The 25,502-nt window shown below is 61.6% G+C and carries 16 protein-coding genes; 12 read left to right on the forward strand and 4 right to left on the reverse strand.

The window, feature by feature from the left end:
• The first annotated feature begins 104 nt into the window (after nucleotides 1-104).
• From ACFSQT_RS21280 to ACFSQT_RS21300, 5 genes are all read left to right on the forward strand, one after another.
• Nucleotides 105-2,000: an ABC transporter ATP-binding protein gene (locus ACFSQT_RS21280; RefSeq protein WP_379021785.1), complete on the forward strand. Its 1,896-nt coding sequence runs from the start codon at nucleotides 105-107 to the stop codon at nucleotides 1,998-2,000.
• Nucleotides 1,997-3,895: an ABC transporter substrate-binding protein gene (locus ACFSQT_RS21285; RefSeq protein ID WP_379021787.1), complete on the forward strand. Its 1,899-nt coding sequence runs from the start codon at nucleotides 1,997-1,999 to the stop codon at nucleotides 3,893-3,895. The genes ACFSQT_RS21280 and ACFSQT_RS21285 overlap by 4 nt, the downstream gene beginning before the upstream one ends.
• Before the next feature lie 2 nt (nucleotides 3,896-3,897).
• Nucleotides 3,898-4,896 carry an ABC transporter permease gene (locus tag ACFSQT_RS21290; RefSeq protein WP_010911544.1) on the forward strand — a complete coding sequence of 333 codons (999 nt, stop codon included), beginning with the start codon at nucleotides 3,898-3,900 and terminating at the stop codon, nucleotides 4,894-4,896.
• Nucleotides 4,893-6,074 (forward strand): ABC transporter permease, encoded by a 1,182-nt coding sequence (locus ACFSQT_RS21295; RefSeq protein WP_379021789.1) that lies wholly within the window; start codon nucleotides 4,893-4,895, stop codon nucleotides 6,072-6,074. The genes ACFSQT_RS21290 and ACFSQT_RS21295 overlap by 4 nt, the downstream gene beginning before the upstream one ends.
• 211 nt (nucleotides 6,075-6,285) lie before the next feature.
• A complete protein-coding gene (locus tag ACFSQT_RS21300) occupies nucleotides 6,286-6,765 on the forward strand; it encodes a class I SAM-dependent methyltransferase (RefSeq protein WP_379021791.1) in 480 nt (159 codons plus the stop codon).
• A 37-nt stretch (nucleotides 6,766-6,802) separates the two neighbouring features.
• Here ACFSQT_RS21300 and ACFSQT_RS21305 read toward each other — a convergent pair whose 3' ends face one another.
• Nucleotides 6,803-8,218, reverse strand: a complete 1,416-nt coding sequence (locus ACFSQT_RS21305; protein WP_379021793.1) for an adenylate/guanylate cyclase domain-containing protein — start codon at nucleotides 8,216-8,218, stop codon at nucleotides 6,803-6,805.
• A 205-nt stretch (nucleotides 8,219-8,423) separates the two neighbouring features.
• On the opposite strand from ACFSQT_RS21305, the gene ACFSQT_RS21310 reads away from it, so the two are divergent.
• The 3 genes from ACFSQT_RS21310 (at nucleotide 8,424) to ACFSQT_RS21320 (ending at nucleotide 11,307) form a co-directional block, all read left to right on the forward strand.
• Nucleotides 8,424-9,248, forward strand: coding sequence for a hypothetical protein (locus tag ACFSQT_RS21310; protein WP_379021795.1), 825 nt, complete (start codon nucleotides 8,424-8,426; stop codon nucleotides 9,246-9,248).
• A 74-nt stretch (nucleotides 9,249-9,322) separates the two neighbouring features.
• Nucleotides 9,323-9,847, forward strand: coding sequence for a GNAT family N-acetyltransferase (locus tag ACFSQT_RS21315; protein ID WP_379021797.1), 525 nt, complete (start codon nucleotides 9,323-9,325; stop codon nucleotides 9,845-9,847).
• A 74-nt stretch (nucleotides 9,848-9,921) separates the two neighbouring features.
• The gene (locus ACFSQT_RS21320; RefSeq protein WP_379021799.1) at nucleotides 9,922-11,307 is read left to right on the forward strand and encodes a hypothetical protein; all 1,386 of its coding nucleotides are present in this window, start codon (nucleotides 9,922-9,924) and stop codon (nucleotides 11,305-11,307) included.
• A 14-nt stretch (nucleotides 11,308-11,321) separates the two neighbouring features.
• On the opposite strand, the gene ACFSQT_RS21325 is transcribed toward ACFSQT_RS21320, so the two are convergent.
• Entirely contained in the window at nucleotides 11,322-13,094 is a 1,773-nt protein-coding gene (locus ACFSQT_RS21325) for an adenylate/guanylate cyclase domain-containing protein (protein WP_379021801.1), read from the reverse strand.
• A gap of 233 nt (nucleotides 13,095-13,327) precedes the next feature.
• Here ACFSQT_RS21325 and ACFSQT_RS21330 point away from each other — a divergent pair, with 233 nt between their 5' ends.
• Both ACFSQT_RS21330 and ACFSQT_RS21335 read left to right on the forward strand, forming a co-directional pair.
• Nucleotides 13,328-16,627, forward strand: coding sequence for an adenylate/guanylate cyclase domain-containing protein (locus ACFSQT_RS21330; RefSeq protein ID WP_379021803.1), 3,300 nt, complete (start codon nucleotides 13,328-13,330; stop codon nucleotides 16,625-16,627).
• 17 nt (nucleotides 16,628-16,644) lie between these two features.
• Nucleotides 16,645-17,325, forward strand: coding sequence for a peroxiredoxin-like family protein (locus ACFSQT_RS21335; protein ID WP_379021805.1), 681 nt, complete (start codon nucleotides 16,645-16,647; stop codon nucleotides 17,323-17,325).
• A gap of 228 nt (nucleotides 17,326-17,553) precedes the next feature.
• On the opposite strand, the gene ACFSQT_RS21340 is transcribed toward ACFSQT_RS21335, so the two are convergent.
• The gene (locus ACFSQT_RS21340) at nucleotides 17,554-20,475 is read right to left on the reverse strand and encodes a glycosyltransferase (protein WP_379021807.1); all 2,922 of its coding nucleotides are present in this window, start codon (nucleotides 20,473-20,475) and stop codon (nucleotides 17,554-17,556) included.
• Between the two features lie 650 nt (nucleotides 20,476-21,125).
• Here ACFSQT_RS21340 and ACFSQT_RS21345 point away from each other — a divergent pair.
• Entirely contained in the window at nucleotides 21,126-23,354 is a 2,229-nt protein-coding gene (locus ACFSQT_RS21345; protein WP_379021809.1) for a mechanosensitive ion channel family protein, read from the forward strand.
• Between the two features lie 167 nt (nucleotides 23,355-23,521).
• On the opposite strand, the gene ACFSQT_RS21350 is transcribed toward ACFSQT_RS21345, so the two are convergent.
• Nucleotides 23,522-23,977, reverse strand: a complete 456-nt coding sequence (locus ACFSQT_RS21350) for a BBE domain-containing protein (protein WP_379021811.1) — start codon at nucleotides 23,975-23,977, stop codon at nucleotides 23,522-23,524.
• A 102-nt stretch (nucleotides 23,978-24,079) separates the two neighbouring features.
• On the opposite strand from ACFSQT_RS21350, the gene ACFSQT_RS21355 reads away from it, so the two are divergent.
• Nucleotides 24,080-25,023, forward strand: a protein-coding gene (locus tag ACFSQT_RS21355) for an IS630 family transposase (RefSeq protein WP_379018015.1) whose coding sequence is annotated in 2 segments (ribosomal slippage) — nucleotides 24,080-24,416 and nucleotides 24,416-25,023 — 945 coding nt in all. Because the reading frame shifts where the segments join, the coding sequence is not laid out codon by codon here.
• The last annotated feature ends 479 nt before the right edge of the window (nucleotides 25,024-25,502 follow it).

Genomic DNA, 25,502 nt, shown 5'->3' on the forward strand with positions numbered 1-25,502 from the left:
ACTGGCGGCCGTTTCGAATCCAAGTTGCTCTGGGCTGGCAATGCGTTAGTCTTGCTTTCTGGGCCTGCCGCCTGGCAGGCCGCCAGAGTGGGGCTGGTGTGAGAATGAATTCGAGTGTTGATCTGCTGCGGATCGAAGATGTTGGCATCTCATTTGCCATTATCGGGGGACCGTTGCATGCCGTCAGGCGGGCAAATCTTCGCGTCCTGCCCGGCAAGGTTACCGCGCTTGTGGGCGAGTCCGGTTCGGGAAAATCGGTTCTCAGCCAGGCAGTGATGGGCATTTTGCCGAGGACAGCCCATGTTCGCGGCCGTATCCTGTTTTCCGATCCTGAAAAGCCCGGCACGACGCAGGATATCCTGCAGATGCCGCGTGACGGACCCGAAATCCGGGCGTTGAGAGGCAGCCGCATCGGCAAGATCTTTCAGGAGCCGATGACATCGCTGTCGCCGTTGCACACGATCGGCAACCAGGTGAGCGAATCCCTGCAGATTCATACGCCCATGGCCCGGGCGGAGCGCAAGGCGCGGACCGAGGAAATGCTCAGCCTTGTCGGCTTTCCCAATCCCAAGCGCGCCTATGACATGTATCCCTTTGAACTTTCGGGAGGATTGCGTCAACGCGCCATGATCGCCATGGCGCTTATCTGCCGGCCCGCGCTGTTGATCGCCGACGAGCCGACGACGGCGTTGGACGTCACCATCCAGGCACAAATCCTGCAATTGCTGCGCGGGCTGCAGACCAAGCTGAACATGGCGATGCTGCTGATCACGCACGACCTCGGCGTTGTCGCCAATGTCGCCGACGAGGTGGTGGTCATCTACCACGGCGAGATCATGGAAGCGGGACCTGTCGAGGCGATATTCCGCCGGCCAGGCCACCCTTACCTGAAGGGCCTGATGGCAGCCGTTCCGCATTTCGACCTGAAGCCTGGCGAAAGGCTAAAGGCGCTCCGCGAGGTGCCGGTGAATGTCGCGAACCTGCTCGGCAAGCAGACGGCGCCGGCATCGAAGGGGCCGGACGACATCCTGCTTTCGGTCAGGGATTTGGAAAAGACCTTCACCATCCGCAAGTCCGGATGGTTCGGCGGAGGTCATCAAACCTCTGTTCGCGCCGTGGACGGTGTGAGCTTCGATATCAGGCGGGGTGAGTGCCTGGGCCTAGTCGGCGAAAGCGGCTCCGGCAAAACCACCGTCAGCAAGATCCTGATGCGGGCTGTCACCCCTAGCGGCGGCTCTGTGATCTTCAACGGCCGCGATCGACCGATCGACGTCTTGGAGGCCGAGGGAGATGCCTTGCGCACGCTGCGCGCGAAAATCCAGATGGTCTTCCAGGATCCGGTTTCGTCGCTTTCACCTCGCATGACGGTGGAGAACATCTTGAGCGAGCCGCTGGAAATCCATCAACGTGGCAATGCCGCGTCCCGACTCGCCACGGTCAAGAGCCTGATGCAGGCAATCGGGCTCGATCCGCGCTTCATCAAGCGTTATCCGCACAGTTTCTCCGGCGGGCAGCGTCAGCGTATCGGCATCGCGCGCGCATTGGCGCTGGGGCCTGAACTCCTGATCTGCGACGAGCCGGTTTCGGCGCTCGATGTCTCTGTCCAGGCGCAGATCCTGAACCTTCTGAAGGACCTGCAGAAGGAACTGGGACTGACCTACCTGTTCATATCCCACAACCTGGCGGTGGTGGACTACATGGCAGACCGCATCGCGGTGATGTGCGGCGGGCGTATCGTCGAGCTTGCGCCGCGCGAAATTCTGCTTAGGAAACCGATCCACCCCTACACGCGCTCACTGGTCGCCGCAGTACCTTTCCCCGATCTCGACAGGCCGATGGATTTCAAGACGCTGAAGCTCAGCGGCGCTTCCGACGCCAGCGCATGGGGACCGCAATTCCGCGACGAGGGCGACGAGGATATGCTGTCGCCGCTCGATCTTGGCGGCGGCCACCTCGTGCTGGCCCGACGTTCGGCCGATGTCAGCGAGCTACGCCATTGATCAGCCGGCGCACCGTCCTTGGGCTCATGGCTTCGGCATTTCTGCCGGGCACGTCGCGCGCCGGCGATCTGGAGCCGGAATTTCTTCAGCCGCAGTTGAAGGCCAGGGCGCTGCCGGCACTCGCCGAACGCCTGCCCAAGAGCCCGCGCGCGTTGAATCTCGCTGCGATGGGCCGGCAGCCCGGCCAGTATGGCGGCACGCTGCGCACGATTATCGGCAGCCAGAAAGATATCCGGATGATGACGATCTATGGGTATGCTCGCCTGGTCGGCTATGACGAAAAGCTTAACATGCAACCCGACATTCTCGAAAGTTTCGACGTAGCGGATGATCGCGTCTTCACTTTCAAGATACGGGAAGGACATAAATGGTCTGACGGTAGCCTGCTGACGCCGGAGGATTTTCGCTATTGCTGGGAAGATGTCTGGCTGAACGATGAGCTTTCGCAAGGCGGGCTCGCCCCGGCCCTGCTGGCGGACGGCAAGCCGCCACGCTTCGACATCGTCGATCCGTCGACGGTCCGCTATAGTTGGGATGCGCCCAATCCCGACTTCCTGCCCAAGCTCGCTGCTGCATCGCCGCTATCGCTTGTTCTGCCGGCCGCCTATCTCAAGCAGTTCCACAAGAAATACCAGGATCCATTCCGGCTCTCCGGCCTGATGACGGAGAACCGGGTCCACAAATGGACGCTTCTGCACATCCGCATGTCGCGGCAGTATCGCCCGGAGAACCCGGATCTGCCGACGCTCGATCCCTGGCAGAACCGGACCAAGCCGCCGGCTGAGCAGTTCATTTTCGAGCGGAACCCGTTCTTTCATCGAATAGACGAGAATGGCCGGCAACTGCCCTATATTGACCGGGTTGTCATGAATGTCAGTTCGTCGGCGATCATTTCCGCCAAGACCGGTGCGGGCGAGAGCGACCTGCAAGGCATGGGAATTGACTTCTCCGATTACTCCTTCCTGAAGGATGCGGAGAAGCGCTACCCGGTTAAGTTGCATCTCTGGAAACGCACACAGGGTTCGCGGCTGGCGCTGCTGCCCAATCTGAATTGTGCCGACCAGGTGTGGCGCGGCCTTTTTCGTGACGTGCGCGTGCGCCGCGCACTTTCGCTCGCTGTGGACAGGCGCGAGATCAATTTGGCTGTGTTCTACGGATTGGCGCAGGAAAGTGCCGATACGGTCCTGCCGGAGAGCCCGCTCTACCGGCCGGAGTTCGCGAAAGCCTGGGTCGCCCATGATCCCGACCAGGCCAACGCCCTGCTCGACGAGGTCGGGCTTCAGACGCGCGACAATGACGGCCTGCGGATACTTCCCGACGGACGCCCGGCGCAGGTCATCGTGGAAACGGCCGGCGAAAGCACGTTGGAAACCGACGCGCTCGAACTCATCACCGATCACTGGCGCAAGATCGGCATTGCCCTGTTCATCCGGACTTCGCAGCGCGACATCTTCCGCAGCCGCGCGCTTGGTGGCCAGATCATGATGTCGATGTGGTCGGGCATCGACAATGGCGTGCCGACCGCCGACATGAACCCGTACCAGTTGGCCCCCACCATCGACGACCAGCTGCAATGGCCGCTCTGGGGTGCTCACTACTTGTCTCATGGCACGCTCGGTGAGGCGCCCGACCTTCCGCCTGTGGTCGAGTTGATGGCTTTGCTCAAGCGCTGGAACGCATCGACCGAAGCCACGGAGCGCGCCGAAATCTGGAATTCAATGCTGTCGATCTACACCGATCAGGTGTTTTCGATCGGCACGGTGAACGGAACGCATCAGCCGGTTCTGGCGTCCTCGCGGCTGCGCAATCTGCCTGACAAGGCGCTCTACGGCTACGACCCGACCGCGTATTTCGGTGTCTACATGCCGGATACATTCTGGCTTGGAGAGACCTGAGCGTGTTTCGATATATTGTCTGGCGCATCGCCGTGATGGTTCCAACGCTGCTGATCATATCGGCGCTGGTGTTCACGATCATCGAACTTCCCCCGGGCGACTATTTCGACAGCTATGTTGCCGAGCTTCGGGCTCAGGGCGAAGCGGTGGATTCGGATCGCATCGAGATGATGCGCAAGGAATATGGTTTCGACAAGCCACCGATCATTCGCTACTTCTACTGGGTCGGCGGGATGCTGCACGGCGATTTTGGCTATTCCTTCGAATATCAGCTGCCGGTTCGCGACGTCGTCGGGGACCGAATGTGGCTGACCGTGCTGGTTTCCTTCGTCACGATCATCTTCACCTGGCTCATCGCCTTTCCGATCGGCATGTACTCCGCCACGCATCAATACAGCTGGGGCGACTACGGCCTGACTTTCTTCGGCCTTCTCGGCCTTGCCATTCCGAACTTCATGCTGGCGCTGATCCTGATGTATTTCGCCAATATCTGGTTCGGCACGTCCATCGGCCATCTCATGGACCCGCAATATCTCGGCGAGCCGATGAGCTGGGCCAAGGCGAAGTCGATCCTCGCCCATCTCTGGATCCCGGTCTTGATCATCGGCGCCGGGGGCACGGCAAGCATGATCCGGCGGCTGCGCGCCAATCTGCTCGATGAGCTACACAAGCAATATGTCGTGACCGCGCGCGCCAAAGGCCTTCATCCCTTCAAGACGCTGGTCAAATATCCGCTGCGCATGGCGCTCAATTTCTTCATTTCCGACATCGGCTCTATCCTGCCGGCCATCATCTCCGGCGCCGAAATCACGGCGATCGTGCTGTCTTTGGAAACGACCGGGCCGATGCTGATCAGGGCGCTGCAAAGCCAGGACATGTATCTGGCAGGGTCGTTCCTAATGTTCCTCGCCTTCCTGACGGTCATCGGTGTCCTGATTTCCGACCTGGCGCTGGCGCTGCTTGATCCACGAATTCGTTTGCAAGGCGGCAGCACCAAATGAACACGCCTTCGCCGCTGCCCGCTCCGGGTGCTCCACTGCAACACTACGTTTCCATCGCGCCCTTTGACCTGCAGTCGGTCGAGGCGATGACGCCGGAGCAATCGAAGGTCTTTCAGGCGTCGCAGTTGCGGCTGATGTGGTGGAAATTCCGAAGGCACCGGCTTGCCGTTGTATCCGGCATATTCCTGGCAGCGCTTTATTTCGGGATACTGATCTGCGAGTTTCTGGCGCCCTACAATCTGCACACGCGCAACATGGACTACATCTATTCGCCGCCGCAACGGGTGCGCCTGTTCCACAACGGCCAGTTCGTCGGGCCGTTCGTCTATGGCCGCCAGATGACGCTGGATATGGACACGCTCAAGCGGAACTACATCGAGAATCAGGATGATGTTCAGCGGATCCGTTTCTTCTGCAAGGGCGACAGTTACCGGTTCTGGGGGCTTATCGAAGGTAACAGGCATCTTGTCTGCCCTGCCGAAAACGGCCAGCTCTTTCTGGCCGGCACTGACAGGCTGGGGCGCGATGTGCTCTCGCGCATCATCTTTGGCGCACGCATTTCACTGACAATCGGCCTCGTCGGCATCAGTTTCAGCTTCCTGCTCGGCATTGTCATCGGCGGACTGGCCGGCTATCACGGCGGTATCTTCGACCTGATCGTTCAACGGATAATCGAGGTTCTGCAATCGATCCCTAGCATTCCGCTATGGCTGGCTCTGGCGGCGATCATGCCGATAACCTGGAGTCCGATCCTGATCTATTTCGGCATCACCGTCATCCTCGGGCTGCTCCACTGGACCGGACTGGCGCGGGCCGTGCGTTCAAAGCTTCTAGCCTTGCGCGAGGAGGATTACGTTCTGGCCGCGCAACTGATGGGCGCCAGCAGCAGCCGCATCATCGGGCGGCACCTCATTCCCGGCTTCATGTCGCATCTGATCGCGACGGCGACGATCGCCATACCCGGCATGATCCTGGGCGAGACGGCGCTGAGCTTCCTCGGGCTCGGCCTGAGGGCGCCGACAACCAGCTGGGGCATCCTGCTCACCGAGGCACGCAGCGTCAGCGTCATCGCTTTCTATCCATGGCTGCTTCTGCCGATGCTCCCCGTCATTCTCGTCATCATGGCGTTCAACTTCCTCGGCGACGGCTTGCGGGACGCCGCAGACCCCTACAAGTGACATCGCTATTCCACCGCGCGCCGGGCCGCCGACTCCACCCGGTATGATCCTTGTCGGCAGCCTGTTCGGTTATTGCGGTGTTCATCGTTCGCCTCTATATGCGGCGAGACTTGATCGGGGTTTAACACGTCGCCCTCGGGTTCCACCCGCGATCCGTTCTGGTCGCGGGCATTGCCGATCTCTTGGGCTGGTTCAGGACACACAAACGCATATGAGTCGCCTCGAGAGCTTCATCCGCAGGATGACCGCACAGCGCGATATTCTCGATCTAGTCTGCGCGGAGGTGGCGAACATTGAGGGCCCCGTGCTCGAGCTCGGCCTCGGCAATGGCCGGACGTTCCACCATCTGCGCGAGCGCCTGCCCGGACGCCGGATCGTGGCGTTCGACCGCGCACTTGCCGCACACTCCAGCTCAATTCCCGAAGCTGAAAACCTCGTGCTCGGCGAAATACGCGAGACGGCGAGCAGGTTCATTGGCATCGACGCCGCTCTTGTTCATGCCGACATCGGCACCGGCTATGAAGATCGCGATGCAGTGACCTCTACCTGGCTTCCCGATCTGACCGCGCGCCTGCTTCGCGTCGGCGGCATCGCGGTCAGCGGCACGCCGCTCGATCACCCGCAGTTGCAACGCCTCCCGACGCCGCCTTCGGTGCCCGCCGATCGTTATTTTATCTGTAGGCGCGTGTGAGGGGCCGAGACGACCCAAAACTCCAAGGGCCAAGTCTTCAGGGGATCGTATATACTGCTATCTCGCGCTCAATGCCGCGCAGCGAGACCTCGTGGGGCACGGGCGTCAGCGCGTTCCTGTGCAACAGATCCGCGGTGAGATTGTCCTCGACCACCGCACGAGTGGCGAAGATCGCCTGTGCGTTTGCAAGGTTCTGGACCCGCGAAGCAATGTTGACCGTCTGGCCGAAATAGTCCTGTCGCTCGTTCATCGACACGGCGATGCAGGGGCCGGCATGGACTCCGATCTTGAGCAGCAGATCCTCGCGCCCGCTCTTGTCGTTGAGCGCACGCATGGCATCGCGCATCCTGAGGGCCGCAGCAATCGCACGATCAGGCGTCGCGAAGGTCGCCATCACCGCATCACCGATCGTCTTCACCACCGCGCCTGCCTCCGCCGCGACGATCTCGTGCAGAACCTGGAAATGCGCGCGTACGAGGTCGAAGGCCGAAAGGTCGCCCACCCGCTCGTAAAGCGCGGTCGATCCGCGCAGGTCGGTAAACAGGAAGGTCAGGCTGGTGATCTTCAGGCGCTGGTTGATGTCGAGCGTATCCGTGCGATAGAGATCGCGGAACGTCTGGTTGGTGAGCAGGCGCTTGGCGGTGAGGAAGGGCCGGCGTTTGCCCAGGATATCATGCAATGCCTGGCCGGCGATGAAGACCGCCGGCAGCACGCGGGTGTCGGTCCTGTTTTCCAGCGAAATGCGCAACGGGCCGGGTTGCATCTCCAGCGTCTGGTTCTGGACATGGTCGCGGTCGAAGACCAAAGAGAGGCTTCGGCGCTCCTTTGTTGGTTCGCCCTTCACGTCGATGAACTGTGCTGAATGGGTGACCGGCTCGAAGACGATGATGAATTCGGACGGAAGCTGTATGGGCAGAACCGCCTTTTCACCGGGCGCAAGCTCGATATCCTCCAGCGAGAACGCTTCCATCCTTTTCGCGAAATCCTCATCCGGCAGATCGACGCCGGACGCCCAGTAGATCTGGCGGAAATATTCCGCCAACGGCAGTTCGTGTGGATTGTGCGCGGCAATCCTGCGCATGCGGGGACTGACGGTGAATGTCACCTCGACCATCTCGTCGAGGGTCGGCGAATAGCCCTCGGCGCACAGCGCGCAGGTGTATTCGTCCTTCTGCAGGGTTTTCAGCGTGGCGTTGGTGTCAAGCACGCCGCCGCAGCCGGGGCACAGAACATTCCAGGAAATGTCGAAGATGCCCACCCGCGCCGCATGGAGAAAGGCGCTTATGGTGCGTTCCTCGTCGAGGCCATGCTTGCTGGCGAAGGCTGGCGCATTGATGCGGCAAAGTTCGCGGTCCTGGCCCTCCGCGATGGTTCGCTTGATCGCGTCGATTGCCTGTGGATCGACATCGGTCGATTGCCGCAGAAGCGAGAACAGATCCTGAGCTTCGTTCATCGTGCAGGCTCCGGAAAATGCGCCCCCGAGGCGTGTTGACCGGTCCGGTCTTTGGTCCGAGTGCTCCATCTTACTTCGAAACGGACCGTACAGCCATTCGAATAGATAAGCCTGGTGACAGTTCAATTTCCATTCGGCGGATTTTCACCGGCCGCAAGCGGCACTATGATGGTGCATGGGGCATTCAGCCTTGGGGCTCTCTCCCATGCCGACATCCAGCAACCCGCCATTTCCCGCGGCCCTGCGCCTTTTTTCTGTGGCGGTCATCATCGTCCTGATCGTAGGCGCCGGCCTGTTCTTCGCGCCTGTGCTGGTCAAGCCGGGCTGGCCTTGGGCCGTCACGCCGTTCAATGCCCGCTTCCTCGGCGGCTTCTACACCGCCGAAATGGTCGTGATGGCGGCGCTGCTGTTCTGGAACCGCTGGTCGCCCGGCAGGCTCGTGCTCGTCATGGCCTTCATCTTCACCATCATCGTGTCGGTGGCTTCGTTCATCAATCTCGGCTATTTCAACTTCGGGCGCAAAGCGCCCTGGCTGTGGTTTTTGGTCTATCTTGCTTCGGTCGCGGTATCCGGGCTGTTCCTGTGGCGGGCCAGGGCCCGTCCTTCTGCAAAAGGCGTGACCTTAAACCCCGCATGGCGCGGCTACATGCCGGTGGAATTGGCGATCCTCGGGCTCTATGGCGTCGGCCTGTTGCTGTTTCCCCTGACATTCAGCAGCATCTGGCCATGGCCGGTCGATGCCTTCCACGCTCAGGTCTACAGCGCCATCTTCCTCGCCGGTGCGGGCGGCATATATCTCGTCTGGAGAAGCGCGCCGCGCGAGGAACTGCTGGTGCTCGGCTTGGCGCAGTTTCTGGTTGGCCTGCTTGCCATCCTTGGCCTCGTCATCACCGACGCTGCGGTGCACCGGATCGACTGGACGGCGACCGGGACATTGTGCTGGCTCGCCCTTTTCGGCTGGATCGGCATCAGCGGCGCCTTCAAACTCTACGCCGCCTCCCGGTATTTTAGCTCGCAATCGGCATCATAGGTTGCTGAGACGGCTGGATTTTCAGGTGACGTCCGGTGCATCGTGCCAGGCCGATTGCCTTCGCCAGGAACGCCATGACCAGCACGACCTCGCCATCCTCCGACAAAATCCAGCCGCAGCTCCGCGCCGTCCGGCCAAGCGATGCGGAGGCGCTTTGCGCCATCTTCAATATGCCAGGCTTCCGCTGGGGCACGCTCAGGATGCCCTTCGAGATGGTGGAGCAGGTGGAGCGGCGCATTGCCAAGTCCGGCCAGGAAACCACCTGGATCGTTGCGGAGTTGGACGGCAAGGTCGTCGGCCATGGCAGCCTGGTCGTGCAGGGTTCGCCGCGCCGTTCGCATATCGGCGAGATCAATATCGGCCTTGACGATGCCTTTGTCGGCAAGGGCATCGGCTCTGCGATACTTGGCGCGCTGCTTGACGTGGCCGACAACTGGCGCGCCCTGAAGCGGGTCGAATTGACCGTCTATGCCGACAACGAACCGGCCATCCGTCTCTACACAAGCCATGGCTTCGAGGTGGAAGGTCGGCATGTGAAGGCCGGTTTTACCAACGGGCAGTACCACGACCTCCTGAGCATGGCCCGGCTGCGGTTCTGAGATCCGCTGTTTGGCCGCATCCAGCAAGTCTGGTCTCCCTTGGCGTTTGCACCGCAAGCGGCTAGACGGGACCAATGACCGCCGTCTTTGACCCAACCCCTACGCCTCCGGCGGAAATTCTGGCTGTACTGTCGCTGCTCTGCCCGGAAGTCGTGTGTGACATCGAGCAGAACTGGAATGCACCGGTTTCCGACTACGCCCGCCATCTGTGGCGGCCGGTGGCAAGGCCTGCATCGGGCCCGGCGATCGCTGCCCGTTCGATCCTGCGCGAAGTCCTGCACCAGCGCCTTGGCGCGATGATGCAGCCTGAAGAGATCGGCAAGGCCCTCGAAGAGTTCGAGCACAGACCGGTGATTCAGTCCGGCCTGCACTGCCTGCTTCTGATGGACCGCATCACCTTCGATGCCCTCCTGCTTGCCTGGCTGGGCGCGGTCGAAAACGGGCTGTCGGCCTTCTTCGGCTTCATGGGAACGACGATGACCATGGAGACAATTGGCCGGGAGGGGCCGGGATGGCTCGATGTCGGCGACGACAAGGTCAACCTGTTTGGCATGGGCCGCCACAAACTGTGCCGCAAGAGCGCCTGCGTGGCCGGTCCCGTCTCCCTCAACAGGCGCGCGCTCGAAGCGGTGGGCGATGAAACGGATGCCAGCCGCTGGCTGGGCACACTGCTTGCCAGTCAGGACAAGGTGTTTGGAACCGCCGCCGATGCGCTGACAGCCCTCAACGAGGATCTGGTCGCCGATTGGGATCGTTCCGGCATGGCCCTGCCGGTTTTCATCGATGATCGGCTCGCCGCGGCTGCCGTGGCGCGGCATCTGGAATATGACGGCAGCCTTCTTTCCAGGCTGCTTATCGAGCCCGCAAGACGCCAGCGTCTCGAACATGCCTTGCAAGACGCCGCATCGAGCCCATTTGGCCGATTCCTGCCCAATACCACGGCCTATTTCTGGGGCATCCGCGAGGAGCGCGTGCGCAAGCTCGTCCTCGATAACGGGCACCTGATCGAGCCTGACAGGCCGCATGGTCTTTCCATCCCGTTCGAGCGGCCGCATCTCAAGCAGGCGCTGCTGGACGGCGTGCTGCTGCCGAACTTGTTCCTGACGTTCCTCGTCCTTGCCATATTGCCGCGGGTGCGGGTTGTGGGCGGCCTGAGACAGATTGGCTATGTAGCGCTTTTCCACTCGATCCTGCTGGCGGCGCTGGACGAAAACGCGCCGGAAGAGCGCGATCTGGCTGCGGAGCTGCAGGTTCGGGAAAATGCCTGGGGCATGCGCGTCATCGATGAAAAGATCTCGGTCCGCGAGCAGCTTGCAGGCCTGCCGGAAGGAGCGCTCTTCCCGGACCTGCTCCGGCAATACCGATTGCGGACATTTGCCGAGACGACCGACGACCTGAAACTGGTTCGCGAAAACGCCCGATGGCGCAAGATCGGCCAGTCAGGGATCAAGGCGACCTGACATGGCCTTATCTGTCATTGCACGACACCGGCCTTGCGGAGCCCGTCCACCACGAGTTCGAAATCGGCAGGGTTCTTGTAGGGCAAGACCTTGCGACGGTATTCCAGCGAATAGTCGGGATTGAGGCGAAGCACCTCCTGCCATGCCGCGCGGGCCTCGGCGAAACGGCTGAGATGGCCGTAGCAGGCGGCCAGAAGCGCGCGCGAGACGTCGGTGACAGCGTTGCGAGCCAGCCGTTGCAGCAAGAGGTCAACGGCTTCTTCGTACCTTCCCATTTGGAACGCCGCCAAAGCCTGGAAATGCAGAAGCACATCTGGAAAGTATGGATTCAAGGTCTTCGCCCGGGCGAAACTCTCGAGGGCCTCCTCGGGTCTGCCCGAATAGCACAGCGCCTCGCCGAGGATGACGTGCCCTTCCGCGAAGTTCGGATTGAGGACGATCGCGCGCTCGGCCTCGTCGATGGCCCCATCGTGCTGTCGTGTGTACAGCTTGGCTATAGCCAGCGCCCAGTGCGCCCAGGGATCGCTGCCATCCAGCGTTACCGCTCGCGTTGCGACCTCTTCCGCTTGCGCCATCGATTCCGGCGGCGAGGCACTCCACCTGTTGAGGTAATCGAGTCCGTGCGTGAGTGCGAGGAAAGCGTGGGCAGAGGCAAAGTTCGGGTCCAGGTCGATGGCACGTTGCAAGACGTCGCGGGCTGCGACGTTGGTCTCCTTCGTCAGCCGGTGCCACAGCTCCCGGCCCCGCAGGAAACAGTCATACGCCTCCGCGTTGCGCGGATGCTCGGGCGCCAGCCGCTGACGGTCACCCTCGGTCAGATTGAGCGCCAGCGCACCGACGATCTGCTGCGTCACATCGTCCTGGACGGCGAATATGTCGGTCAGCTCGCGGTCGAACCGCTCCGCCCAAAGATGGCCGCCCGAGGTTGCATCGATGAGCTGCGCGGTGATGCGCACCCTGTTCCCCGACTTGCGTACGCTGCCCTCAAGTACATGCCGCACGCCGAGCTTCGTGCCCACCTCCTGCACATGGACGTTCTGGCCCTTGAAGGTGAACGACGAATTGCGAGCGATGACGAAGAGCTGCGACAGTTTGGACAGCGCCGTGATGATGTCTTCGGAGATGCCGTCGGCGAAGTAGTCCTGTTCGGCGTCACCGCTCATGTTGGTGAACGGCAGCACGGCGATTGACAGCTTCGGCGGCGCTGCCGTCGCCGGCCGGCCCGTCGCGGTTTCCGGGGTCGCGGCCGCTCTGGTCCCGGCGCTGCCGACTTGCAGCGCATAGATCCGGATCGGCTCGGCGATGTTCTTGAGCTGCGTGCTGCCGAGATCGCTGACCGAGAGGTCGAGCCTCGCCTTGACCTGGCGATAGGCATCCTCGGACAGGCAGATGGCGCCGGGCGCCGCGACGCCCTCCAAACGCGAAGCGATGTTGACGCCGTCGCCCATCAGGTCGCCGTCGCTTTCTTCAACGACATCCCCCAGATGAATACCGATCCTGAACTCGATGCGGCGGTCCTGCGGTACGCCGGCATTGCGCTCCACCATGCCGTTCTGAACCTCAACGGCGCAACGCACGGCATCCACCACGCTGCGGAACTCAACCAGCGCCCCATCCCCGGTGCGCTTGATCACCCGCCCGTTGTGCACGGCGATGATCGGATCGATCAGGTCGCTGCGCAGGGCCCGCAACCTCGCCAAAGTACGATCTTCGTCCGCGCTCGCGAGCCGGCTGTATCCGACGACATCCGCGGCCAGGATTGCGGCCAGCTTGCGATTCTCGCTCATCGGTCCGTCTCCTCGTCCCCACAATAGCAGGAAGACCGAGGGTAAGAGGGAACTTTCGCAAGGACGCAGCCGCCCGAATCGGCAGCGCCCTGCCACGGAGCCACACGGATCGCTCGATGCCGATTTGCGCTGCCGCTTGCCGGTCGACGGCTAACGGTTCATCCTTGTGAATACCCTGGCCGTGACGTGCGTAGCGAGATCACGCCGTCACGGCAGCTAGTGAGGTCTTGTCGATGGACTGCTCGGGCTGCGGTTTCGAGGTTGAGAGCGGATACGCTTTCTGTCCGAGGTGCGGCAAGCGCCAGCCCGTGCCATGCGCCAGTTGCGGCTACCCCTGCGCACCTGATTTCGAGTTCTGTCCGAAATGCGGGGCAAGCGTCGGTGCGGCCGCAAAAGCCGTCGAACGGCCTGCTCCGACACCAAGCCGGACCATCGTGCCCCCTTCTCGAACGCCGTCGCTGCTTGCGAACGTTGAGAGCGAAGATGGGCCGCATCCCGTCTCCGACGCCGATCGCCGGACGGTAACGGTCCTGTTCGCCGACCTTTGCGGCTTCACGACACTCAGCGAGCAGCTCGACCCCGAGGTCATGCAAGCGCTGCAGAACGAACTGTTCAAGGAATTGACGGCGGCCGTGCGAAACTTTGGTGGTTTCGTCGACAAATTCATCGGCGATGCACTGCTCGCTTTGTTCGGGGCGCCCGTCGCGCATGAGGACGATCCGGAACGTGCGCTTCGCGCCGCTCTCGACATGATCGCCCGGACGGCGCGGCTCGGCGAAAGCGCCCCCAACTCCGGCTCGCCGCTGTTGCTCCACATCGGCATAAACACCGGTCCGGTCGTCACCGGCGGATTGGGCATCGGCACCGCCAAATCCTATTCGGTTACCGGTGACACCGTGAATACGGCGCAACGCCTGCAATCGCTGGCCGCACCGGGTGAGGTGCTGGTAGGCGAGCTCACTCACAGGCTGACCCGGCATGCCTTCTCCTACGAACCGCTGGGTGATGTCGTGCTTCGCGGCAAGGCCGGCAGTGTGCTCGTCCATCGGCTGGATGCACCGCTTGCGGCGCCGCGTGCGGCACGTGGGCTCGAGGCGCTCGGCCTCAGCGCGCCGATGATAGGTCGTGATGCGGAGCTGCATAGAATGCTGGCGAGCCTTGACCAGGCGTGCAGCGGCTCGGCCCAACTTGTCCGCCTCGTTGGAGAAGCCGGTATCGGGAAATCGCGGCTGGTGAAGGAGTTCGTCGCCCGCGTCGGCGACGAGGATCGTTTTCGCAACGTCGCCGTGCGGCAGGCCACGTGCTCACCGCTGGGCGAACGATCATTTGGCGCCTTGGGCGCGGTGGTGCGCAGTGCTGCCGGGATGATGCAGAACGACAATGGGGACGAAATGCGGGGGAAGCTCGCAGGCTTGCTGACCGATCTCGGCCTGCAGGGCGAGGAGGCGAAGCGGCTGATGCCCTTGCTCTACCATGTGCTTGGCCTTGGCGACCCCGATGCCACCTTGCAGCATGTCGAGCCCGAGCAGCTGCGGCGGCAAATTCTCTACGCAGTCCGCACAATCATCGAACGGCGGCTTGCGTTGTCGCCGCTGTTGATCGTAGTCGAAGACCTGCATTGGGCCGACGCCGTGTCGCTCGAGGCACTGCGTTTCGTGATGGACAGGTTGGAGCGCACGCGGTTGATGTTGCTGGTCACGCATCGTCCGGAGCCGGACCACGGCCAGCTCGACTCAAGTCGGGTCAGTCACACAGCGCTCAGGCTTTCACCGCTTAGCCGTGATGACGGACGCAGCCTGTTGGCGGCGCTTTTCGGCGACAGCTGGGTAAACTCCGCAGGAACGCTTCTTGACCAGATCCTCGAGCGCGCGGGCGGCAACCCCCTTTTTTTGGAGGAGATCGTTCGCGGCCTTATCGATCGCGGTGTACTGGTGCGCGAGGGCCAGCGATGGCGGACTGTGGCAGGCGAGGTCGCAACCGGCATTCCCGCCACGATCCAGGCAATGTTGCTTGCCCGCGTCGACCGGCTGCCCCAAGAGGTGCGCCGGTTGGCCCAGGAAGCCGCGGTGATCGGCCCGCGCTTCGATGCCACCCTTCTGAAAGCCGTGACAGCCGACCCCGGCCGGCTGGAAGCCGGCTGCGAACTGCTTTGCGATGCGGAAATCATCGAGGAAGTTGCCGGATCAGGCTCGGTCTCCTCGCAAGGCTACCGCTTTACACAAACATTGCTGCAGGACGTGATCTACCAGAATCTGCTCCTGCAACGCCGGACCGACATCCACGGCCGCGTCGGTGCTGCCTTGGAGCAACTGTGCGGCGACAGGCCGGAACGGCTCGAGGATTTGACCGTGCTCGGTCATCATTTCGCACAGAGCGCCGAGCGGGAGAAGGGCGCGCACTACCTGCAGGCGGCGGGCGATCGCGCTCGCATGATCTACGCCAACGACGACGCCCTTCGTTTCTACGAGCGGGCACTGACTGCGTTGGGCGCGACCGGGCAAACACCGCTCAAACTGGCAATTGCAGAGCGCATTGCCGATTTGAGCGGCCCGGCAGGCCGCCGCGAGATCGCGCACCACCATTACGAGACGGTGTTGCAGGCATATCGCGAGTCAGCCGATCGTGTCGCTTCGGCGCGCGTTTTGCGCAAGATCGGTCGCCTGCTGTGGGACGTCGGCAAGCGCGACAACGCAGAATCCCGCTATGCTGAAGCGGCAGCGCTCCTCGATGGAGCGGATGCCCCGATCGAGCAGGCGCATCTCTGGCAAGAACGTGGCCGACAGGCGTTCCGTAGCGGAGATCATGCTCTCGCGGCAAAATGGGCGGACGCGGCGCTGGATTGCGTCGGCGCTCTGACGACGGAGCGTGCCTCCGAGGCAGGGTGCGATGCCACCCTTGTGACCGCCGAGGCACTCAATACCAAGGCTGTCGCGCTGGCTCGCCTTGGGCGAAACCGTGAAGCCGTGGGTCAGGTTGAGCGTAGCATTGAATTGGCCGAAGCCGCCGGTCTGCTCGGCGCGGCCTGCCGCGGCTACACCAATCTCGGCGTGCTTTACACGACCATCGATCCGGCAAAGGCGATGGAGGTCTGCCGGCGCGGTCTTGAAGTGGCGCGCCATATTGGTGATCTGGGTTTCCAGGCGCGCCTCCTCGCCAATCTGGCGGTCGCTTGTTGTACTTTCACGGATCGCTGCCCAACCGAGGGCGTCCCTGCTGCCGAGAAGGCCATCGAGATCGACAGGGCGCTCGACCAGCGCGAGCACCTGCCTGTGCCGTTGATCGTGCTTGGGCAGATCCACCAGTGCAACGGCCGTCCGGAACTGGCGGTCGGCTTGTTCCAGGAAGCACTGGATGTAGCCCGCGAAACGGGCGAACCCCAACTCCTGTTTCCGTGCTATGATGGTCTTGCAACGCTTAATCTCGACCTCGACAATCTGGCCGAGGCCGAACGCTACTTTTCCTTGGCGCAGGGTATATGCGCCCAGCACGGGCTCGACCCGGAAGCGCTTGTGGTGCTGCCTTTTCTCGACTAGCCGGGTGGGAGGTTGAAATGTCCGCGCCTAGTGACTTGGTACCGCTTCAACCGGGCGACCGCGCGCCGAACTTGGTACTCGACGCCATTACCCAGGAAGGCAAGATCGCGCTCGACGACTTTCGTGGACAAAAACCGGTGCTGGTCGGCCTGTTTCGAGGTCTGCATTGTGCGTTTTGCCGGCGCCATATCGCCGCCCAGGCGCGGCTCGATCCGGAGCTGCGCGAAAGGGGCGTGGAGAGCTTGACGGTGGTCAACACGCCGATCGAACGGGCGCGTCTCTATTTCCGCTACCACCCGATGCCGAATCTGCTTGCGGCCTCCGACCCTGACCGCGCTTCACATCGTGCTTTTGGACTGCCCAATCTCGAATTCACCCAAAACGAGACGAACTGGCCGTACAAGGTCTCGATGGCGGCGGTAAAGGATATGCGGATCGACATGCCAGGTGAGTTGCCCGGTCCTATGGATCCTTTGGCGGCCGGCGAAATCCTCGACAGGAGGGACCACTACGAACTGACCGAAGCCGACGAGCAGATGATGGCAACCGGACACGGACAACTGGTCGGTCAGTTCCTGCTGGACCGGCAGGGGATCGTCCGCTGGAGCTTCACGGAGGTTCCAGAGGGTGGCCGGTACATGTTTGGGGCGCCAAGCCCGCAGGAGCTGATGTCAGCCGTGTCCCAAGTCGCCCAATAGACTTGCGAACGAGGTAACGGGCGGGACACTGAACAAAAAGCGGAACCAATTTGTTACAAATCTAGATATTGGCCTCGACGAGTCAGAATGTACGGTTTTGGCAATGCGCTCTGTCGCCTCTGGACTAGCGATGTCCCTTGCAGGACTGCGAGCGCAAGCTGCGGAGCGTCTCGTCGATTGCATCTTGCGCATTGTGAGCGGGAACAATGACACTGACAAGGTCACAGTTCATTCGAGCACGGCCTCGACACTGGCAACAAAGTGATCGAGCGAGCGATCCCCCCGAATCTCGATGCGCGGAAGGTCGATGGGATCGCAATCGAGGTCTGCCGGCCCATGTCTGCCGCCGAAACCGATCCGATAGCCGCACTCCTTGGCCAGCCGGCCAAGCCGTCGGTCGGTGACAGAGAAGGGTGCCGCGAACGCCGTGGTTGGCCGACCGGTCCACCGTTCGATGAACATACGAGAGCGCAAGAGTTCGGCGGCCAAGTCAGAGCTCGACAGACCATCGATCGCGCGATGCGTCGCCAGATGGCTTCCGAAGAACGCACCTTCGCCGGCGAGGCGTCGCACCGTCCCGGCGTCCATAAGCTGCGTCGGCGGACCGCTGTGGGCGTCCCACTGTGCACTTTTACCCACCAAGTCCGTCACCAGGAACACTTCCGCGGTCAGGTCGTTCCTGCGCAAGGTCGGCCAGGCATGATCGGCAAAGTTCTGGAAGCCGTCATCGAACGTGATGAGCACTGGGCGGCCAACGAAAGGGTGACGGTTGGCGATGAACCATTCCAGCTGCTCGGACCCAATCGCGTGAAAGCCGTTGGCGCGCAGCCATGCCATCTGGCTGCCGAATGCGGCGGGCGTGCACCGAAAACGGGCGAGCGCGGCCGGACCATCATCGGCGACGCTGTGATACATGAGGATAGGGATACGCTGCCGCCGCTCGCTACGTGCCACGTCGCGGCGCAAGGCCCGCGCCCCGCCCCAGACGATATTTCGCGCGACCCCTATTCCGACGGGCGCGCGGATTGGCACATGATCAATCATCGGTTCCCTCGCCACGTCGTCTGGTGACAGGCGGCGGAAGCGGTCTATGCTATAGAGCTCGGTCTGGATCGATTGCTCGAGGACGAGGCCTTCGGTCGCTGCCAGCGTCTCTGAGATCACTTTTGCACCGAATGTGTTCCAGTCGAAGCCCGTCCTTTCGACATTGTCACCCAGCACGAATGCGTGTGCGCTGATGAAACTGCCGCCAGGCGCCAACGCCTCAACAAATTTTTTGGCGACGCGCCGCAATTCGGCGAGATCATCCAGGTAGTAGAGCACTTCCGAACAGACGATCAGATCCATCTCACCCGGCAGCGTGTCCGCAGAGAAATCCAGTACGCCGAACTCAACATTCGGCTGATCGCTGCATCGTGCGCGCGCCCGCCCGATGGCTACGGCGGAGATGTCAGTTGCGGTCAAATGGCCCACTCGCGGCGCCAGCTGCCGCGCGAAGTGGCCCTCCGCGCAGGCCAGCTCAAGCGCCCGTCCGATGGGACCGGCGGGCAGAATTTCGAGCTGCCGCTCATATTTTTCCTGCTCATAGGGCGAACCGTAGTTCCAGGGATCCTCGGCCGCGAAATGGCGATTCCAGAAAGACGTGCGATCATTGTCCTGCCCATCCGCGGCCCGTGCACGGCGCGGCGCTGCAAGAGGTTCTGTGGTTTCGGCGCTCGACCGAACCAGCTCCTGCGCTTCCGCAGCCAATCGCGCGAGTTTGCCGAAGTGGCTGTCCCGATCAGACCGGCGTCCCGCTCTGGACAACGACGCCTCGGCTGCAAACATGTTTGACCCTGCGCCCTTTTGCGGTGCAAGCCGCTCAGGGGGCACAAAATTCAGGGCCAATTCAATCCAATGACGCCTTGTGACTCTCCCGAGTACGCCGAACTGCACGACAGCCTCGATCTGGCCATCCATCATCAGATAGGCATAAATTTGATCGACTCCTTCCGGAAGTTCGATCGAGGTCGGATTTCGAGCGTCGACGCGAATTCCGAGTGTCCGCGCCAGTCTGCGCGGCGCGGCAAGGTCGTCGGAGTCGAGAAGCATCTGCTCAAGGTGATACTGGGTGCGGCGACCCGCTACGGGATCATCCCAGACTTTGCCGAGTTCGATGATCAACTCGGTGAGGGAGCCGCCGAACCTGTCCCACCTGGCAGCCAATTGCGCTGGCACCGATAGGCTTCCTACCATAAGGCCATCGAAGAGCACCTTGGCGATCTCACGCGCCCACTTGCGTCCTGCCGGGAGCGCGCGCAGGGACTGCGGGTTGATCGAGCGCGAGCCGCGGCCGCAATCCGACGCGGCGTTCCACAACGCGAACCACGCGAGTGCTTCGGAAGCGGCGCGGCCGTTCGCCTCGATCGCTCCATTGGCGTGAGCCGATGCTGGGTGTTTGACCCTGGGATCGGGAGAAAAGCCGCGGGCGATCACGATTTCCGCATCTGCCACCATCTGCGTCGAATTGCGGGAGAGCGAGTTGGGGCTGATCCGATAGAAAGCGAGCGCCTCGTCGACCATGACCCAACGTTTGCCTAGACGTGCGAGGCGTTGCCACAGATCCCAGTCCTCGCAGGTGCGCAGTGACACATCAAAACCGCCCAACTCGACAATTGTCTTCCGGTCGACCAGCAGCGCGTGAGTGCGAATGGCACACTGGCGGGCGAATGTTTCGAAGGGCTGGATCGCAACCTCGGGCGAAATGCTCGACGGGGTGAGTTCGCCATTGGGCATCACGCGCCGAGAACCGCAATAGGCGGCCACGGCATCGGGAGCGGTTTTCAGTGCAGCCAGCATTTTCGCAAGGAAGCTGGCATCCACCCAATCGTCGGCATCCAGAAACATGAGCCAGTGACCGCGCGCTGTCGAAATCCCGCTATTGCGCGCGCCGGCGGCGCTATACGCGCAGGACCTCAACGTCCGAAATCGGGCATCGTGCTCCACATAACCGGCGATGATCGCCGGGGTACGGTCCGTGGAGGCGTCGTCGACGACGATCGCCTCCCAATCCACTATTTCCTGATCGAGAAGGCAATCGAGTGCGCGCGCCAGCGTTACCTCCGCGTTGTGCGCAGGAACCACGATTGAAACCAAGGGATTATGCGCCACGCCGTCTTACCCGCGCCTGGTTCGAAGGCAGGACAAGAGTCCCGAAGCCGAGCCGGCGATTTCCTGCCAAAGGAGACGGTCCTGCCGGCGAATGCCGGCAAGCGTTGCGCCTATAGTTTGCTCGGCATCGAACATCGGTACCAAACCGCCTACGGTAGCATTGTCCTGGGCCATCGAGCTTTCGTTTTCTTCGGCAAGAGTCGGCGAATATCAAAACGGATGACGGCATCGGACGGCAGCACCGCTCTGTCAAGATCGGGGCGAATTAGAGACGGCCAAAAAAGACTTGAAGACAGGCTGAATGGCAAGCGCTCATGCCCTGGTAGTATGGGTCTGGGATCCTGGTGCCGGGCGTTCTACGCCCGGCATCACGGATGCCCAGTTCATGGAACGGCCGGAGGCCGAGGTCGGAATGCCCTGCCCCGGCGGCTAACAAACACCGCCAAGTACCCGGCTCAACGGTCTAGCTCGGAACGATGAAGTCTTGCACCACAACATCGGCTTGTCCAAGGTAGGAGCAAACGGCGGACATAGATGTCGTTGCTTGCCGATTTTGACCGGAAGGGTACAGCACGATGCCACTCATGATTCGACGACTGGGAGCCAGGAATCTGGCGCGCCCGGCACGACGTCTCGGGGATCTGACCGCAATGTTTGTCCTGATTGCCAGGCCGCTCGTCTTTGGGATCGCCCTCTTGTTGGCTGGTCAGGCACAGGCACAGGCGCCGGCGACCGTCCCGCCTGAAAGGGTCAAACAGCTATTCGAGCTTCTCGACGATCCGTCAGTGAAGGCCTGGGTGGCCGAACAACGAAATCAGGACGCAGGGTCAACGGGAGCGCCTGCCGAGGCAGGAGCTTCGCCGGCCGAGGCATCGTCCGACGCCGTGGTCGCACCAGCCCAGATGAATACGATGGCATCCTCGACGCTCGATCGGATCAAGCGTCATATCGAAAGAATCGTTCAAACTTTGCCCTTGCTGCCAGGCCAGTTCGCGCGCGTTCGGGCAGAGACCATGCAGGACATGTCCAGCAAGGGGTCTACCAGCGTATTTATGCTGATTGCGATGTTCATCGCTGCCGGCCTCGCGCTGACCTGGGCGACGTACAAGCTGACCCGTCCATTTCGTCTTTGGATTATCGCGCAACCGAAGGATACGCCAATCGGGCGAGCCAAGAAGATTGGTGGCCGCCTGCTTTATTCCAACATGCTGATCGTCTCGTTCGCACTGGGCAGCGCCGGCGCGTTCATGTTGTTCGACTGGCCAATGCTTATCCGCGAGATTGTACTGACATTTCTGATGGCGGCGGTCGTTACTTGGGGTGTGCGCATGTACGTCATGGCCATGCTCGTCCCTTCCTTCATGAAGGTTGAGAATGCCGTCGAGGTTCGTGGTTTGCCGATCACCAACGAAGTGGCTGACCATTGGTCCTATTGGTTACCCCGGATCGTCGGCGTCTTCGCCTTTTTCGGCGCCGCGTTTATCCTCTTGCCGGGCCTCGGCATCGATCAGGACGGAATGGTGGTCCTGTCACTGGGCGCCGATTTCGTACTGCTGTCGCTCTTGCTGCTTGCCATCTGGCGGCGGCCAAGAACGCAGCGAGACAGTGCGCGCCACAGCGGTCACACGGAAGCGACATGGTTGTTGACTGCTTATTTCGTCGTCCTGTTCCTGCAGCGCGTCGCCGGCCTTTATATATACTTCTGGTTTACCTTCGCCGCATTCTTCCTGCCTTTTGCAATCGTGCTGACGCAGCGCGGGGTTAATTTCGTCCTGCGGCCGGGTTCGGAAGATCTCGGTCGGCCCACGATCCCGGCGGTGACGATCGCTGTCATCGATCGCGGAATCCGGATGATTTTGATCCTGGCGGCGGCTTACTTTCTCGCGCGTGCCGGGGGTCTGAACATGCAATCCATGCGGGACAGCGATACGACGACGACGTTCATATTGCGCGGCTTGATCAATGTCGTGGTCATTGCCCTCGCAGCCGATTTCGGCTGGTCGATCATCAAGGCTTTGATCGAACGAAAGCTGGGCATCGAAGTACCGCACCCTGTGATCAGCGACGAGGACGTCCCGATCCTCGATCCGCAGCAGGCGCGGCTGCACACGCTCTTGCCGATCCTCCAGAACATGCTGCTCGCATTGATCGTCGTGATGGCGGTGCTGATGATGCTCGCCTCTATGGGTATCCAGATCGGCCCACTGATCGCCGGCGCTGGCGTCGTCGGCGTCGCAGTGGGCTTTGGCGCACAAACCGTCGTCAAGGACGTCATTTCAGGCGTGTTTTTTCTGCTCGATGATGCGTTTCGTGTCGGCGAATATATTTCCTCGGGCAATTACAAGGGTACCGTGGAAAGCTTTTCGCTGCGCTCCGTGAAGCTGCGCCACCATCGTGGCCCGCTATTCACAATACCTTTCGGTGAACTCGGTGCCGTCCAGAACCAGAGCCGTGATTGGGTTATCGACAAATTCAACATCACCGTTGGCTATGACACCGATATCGACTTCGCTCGCAAGCTGATCAAGCGGATCGGCCTCGAACTGGCGGAAGATCCCGAGTTCAAACATTGGGTGCTCGAACCGATCAAGATGCAGGGCGTACAGGAGTTCGGCGAGTACGGCATCGTATTGAGGGTCAAGGCGACAACCAGACCGGGAGGCGCCTTCGGCATGAAACGCAAATTCTATGTACGCCTGCGCCAAGTCTTCAAGGAGCAGGGCATCGAACTCCCATTCCCGACCGTCCATGTCCAGGGGCTGCAGAACCCACATGGGGCGGAGGGTGCACCACTGGAGGAGATCACACCCGAGTTAAAAATGGCCGTCGCGCAGTCGCACACCAATCGGCGCAGAAAAAAAGCCAGCACAACGGAGTAGGAAAGCTGAGACACCCGCCTGTCACAGCACGGCTTTCCGCGCATCGCGCGTGGACGCTCATTTGCTGAGCGCCCCCGCGCGCGTCCCGGCGACATTGCCATCTCCCGAAATCGCGCCCCGACGAGCCCTCCCAACGGATTCTGCTGCGCCGTCCCGACAACTGGGCATCAATGAGGACGCGCCCTGAAGGTCCCGCTAACGCGCGTGGTACCGGGGCGGATGTTCTGGTTATGGTGGAAGACGTTGTAGGGGTCGTACGTGGTCTTCACGTCCACCAGTCGGTCGTAGACGGAATCGCCGTACGCCTCACGGACCCGGTCGGGATCCTCGTCGCCGCCGAGGAAGTTGACGTAGACGCCTTCGCGGAAGCGGGCGAGAGCAGAGAAGACCCCCCTCGTCCAGGCAGTATCCCGGTCGCCGAAGTCCTCGCCGGGTCGCCACACAGCGTCTAGTCTAGGGTGATTGCGTGCGACGCCTGCCGGTTCCCGAACGCTCATCGTAGTCGGCTTCGAGAACGCCCGAACGAACGCCTGAGAGTCGCGAACGGAAAGCCTAATCACTCCGCCAGCGTCCGGCGCAGCCATGGACGAGTTCTCAATTCGCTTTGGACCTTCCGCGGTCATGATCCATCCCTCACCTAGAGCACGTCCCGCGATCAATGAATCGATTGTGATGTGACGTCGGGCTTCGCGGGTGATTCAACATCCACTTTGATGAGGTGGATGATGGGAAGAGCACTGAGCGACGATCTTCGATCGCGGGTCTTGAAGGCTTCGGACGCGGGCATGTCTGCCCGGCAGGCGGCGGCGCGGTTCGGCGTCGGCATATCGAGTGCAATCCGGTGGATCGCACGGGCGAAGATCGGCGAGCGGACGCCGCGGCCGCAAGGCCGTCGACGCGCGTCCAGCCTCGATGCGCATAAAGCCTTCATCGTGGGGTTGATCGATGAGCGCAAGGACATCACGCTGAACGAGATGGTAGAGCGGCTGGCGGTCGAGCGATCGGCTCGGATCAGTCGCAGCGCCTTAAGCGCCTGGCTTGGCCGGCACGGCTGGACGTTCAAAAAAAGTCCGCACATGCACTGGAGCAGGATCGTCCCGACATCCTGAAGCGCCGTCGTGCGTGGTTCGACGGCCAACTCGATCTCGATCCGGCAAAGCTGGTGTTCATCGATGAAACTGGACTATCGACCAAGATGGCCCGGCTGCGGGGCCGTGCGCCATGCGGTGAGCGTTGCCGGGCGGGCGTGCCGCACGGCCATTGGAAAACCACCACCTTCACCGGCGCACTGCGGCTGACGGGCATGACCGCCCCGTTCGTCTATGACGGCGCCATGAACGGCAACGTATTCCTGGCCTATGTCGAGCAGGTGCTGGTCCCGACCCTGTCGGAGGGCGACATCGTCGTGATGGACAACCTTCCCGCCCACAAGGCCGCCGGCGTTCGCGATGCAATCGAGACAACCGGCGCGAGGCTCATGTTCCTGCCGCCCTACAGCCCCGACTTCAATCCGATCGAAAACGCCTTCTCAAAACTCAAGGCTCTTATGCGGGCCAAAGCCGAGAGGACAATCACAGCCCTGTGGACCGCCGTCGGATCGCTCGTCGACCTCTTCACCCCAGCCGAATGCCAGAACTACTTCAAGGCCGCAGGTTATGACCCAGATTAAACCGGACGTGCTCTAGCTGAGCATGTCCGTTGGGGTGCCTCGGCCTATGCATCAGACCAACCGATCTAATCAATTCCCCATTTCAAATCTTCCCGTATGTTCCGTACGGCCTCGCCGCAATGGACTTGTGCGAATGCAAGCGAAGGCTTGCGCGATGCTCACGGCCATCGGATTGAACGACGAAGGTGCGCCACTGCCGCGCGATGAGCGCCCCACCCTGGCAAACCGTTTGATGTCAGCGCCTCTTCCAAGCCTAGTGTTTGTCGAGGCAACAGCACCCTGATCGACACCCAACTCTTCCGAGGTAACCCGGAAATTGAGCTGGCGCGCTTCTCTCTCAAATATGAGTAGTGAGTTTAGCGCAGCACTAAACCACGATAAGCTTGTGAAAAATCCGATACTCGGGCACAATTTGTGAACGGAAGTGGACAGCTATCTCAAGTCCGGCCCTGTCGCGTCGCGTGACAGTTCGCGTCGGA

It is taken from the genome of Mesorhizobium calcicola, from assembly GCF_042682105.1.
Classification (GTDB): domain Bacteria; phylum Pseudomonadota; class Alphaproteobacteria; order Rhizobiales; family Rhizobiaceae; genus Mesorhizobium; species Mesorhizobium calcicola.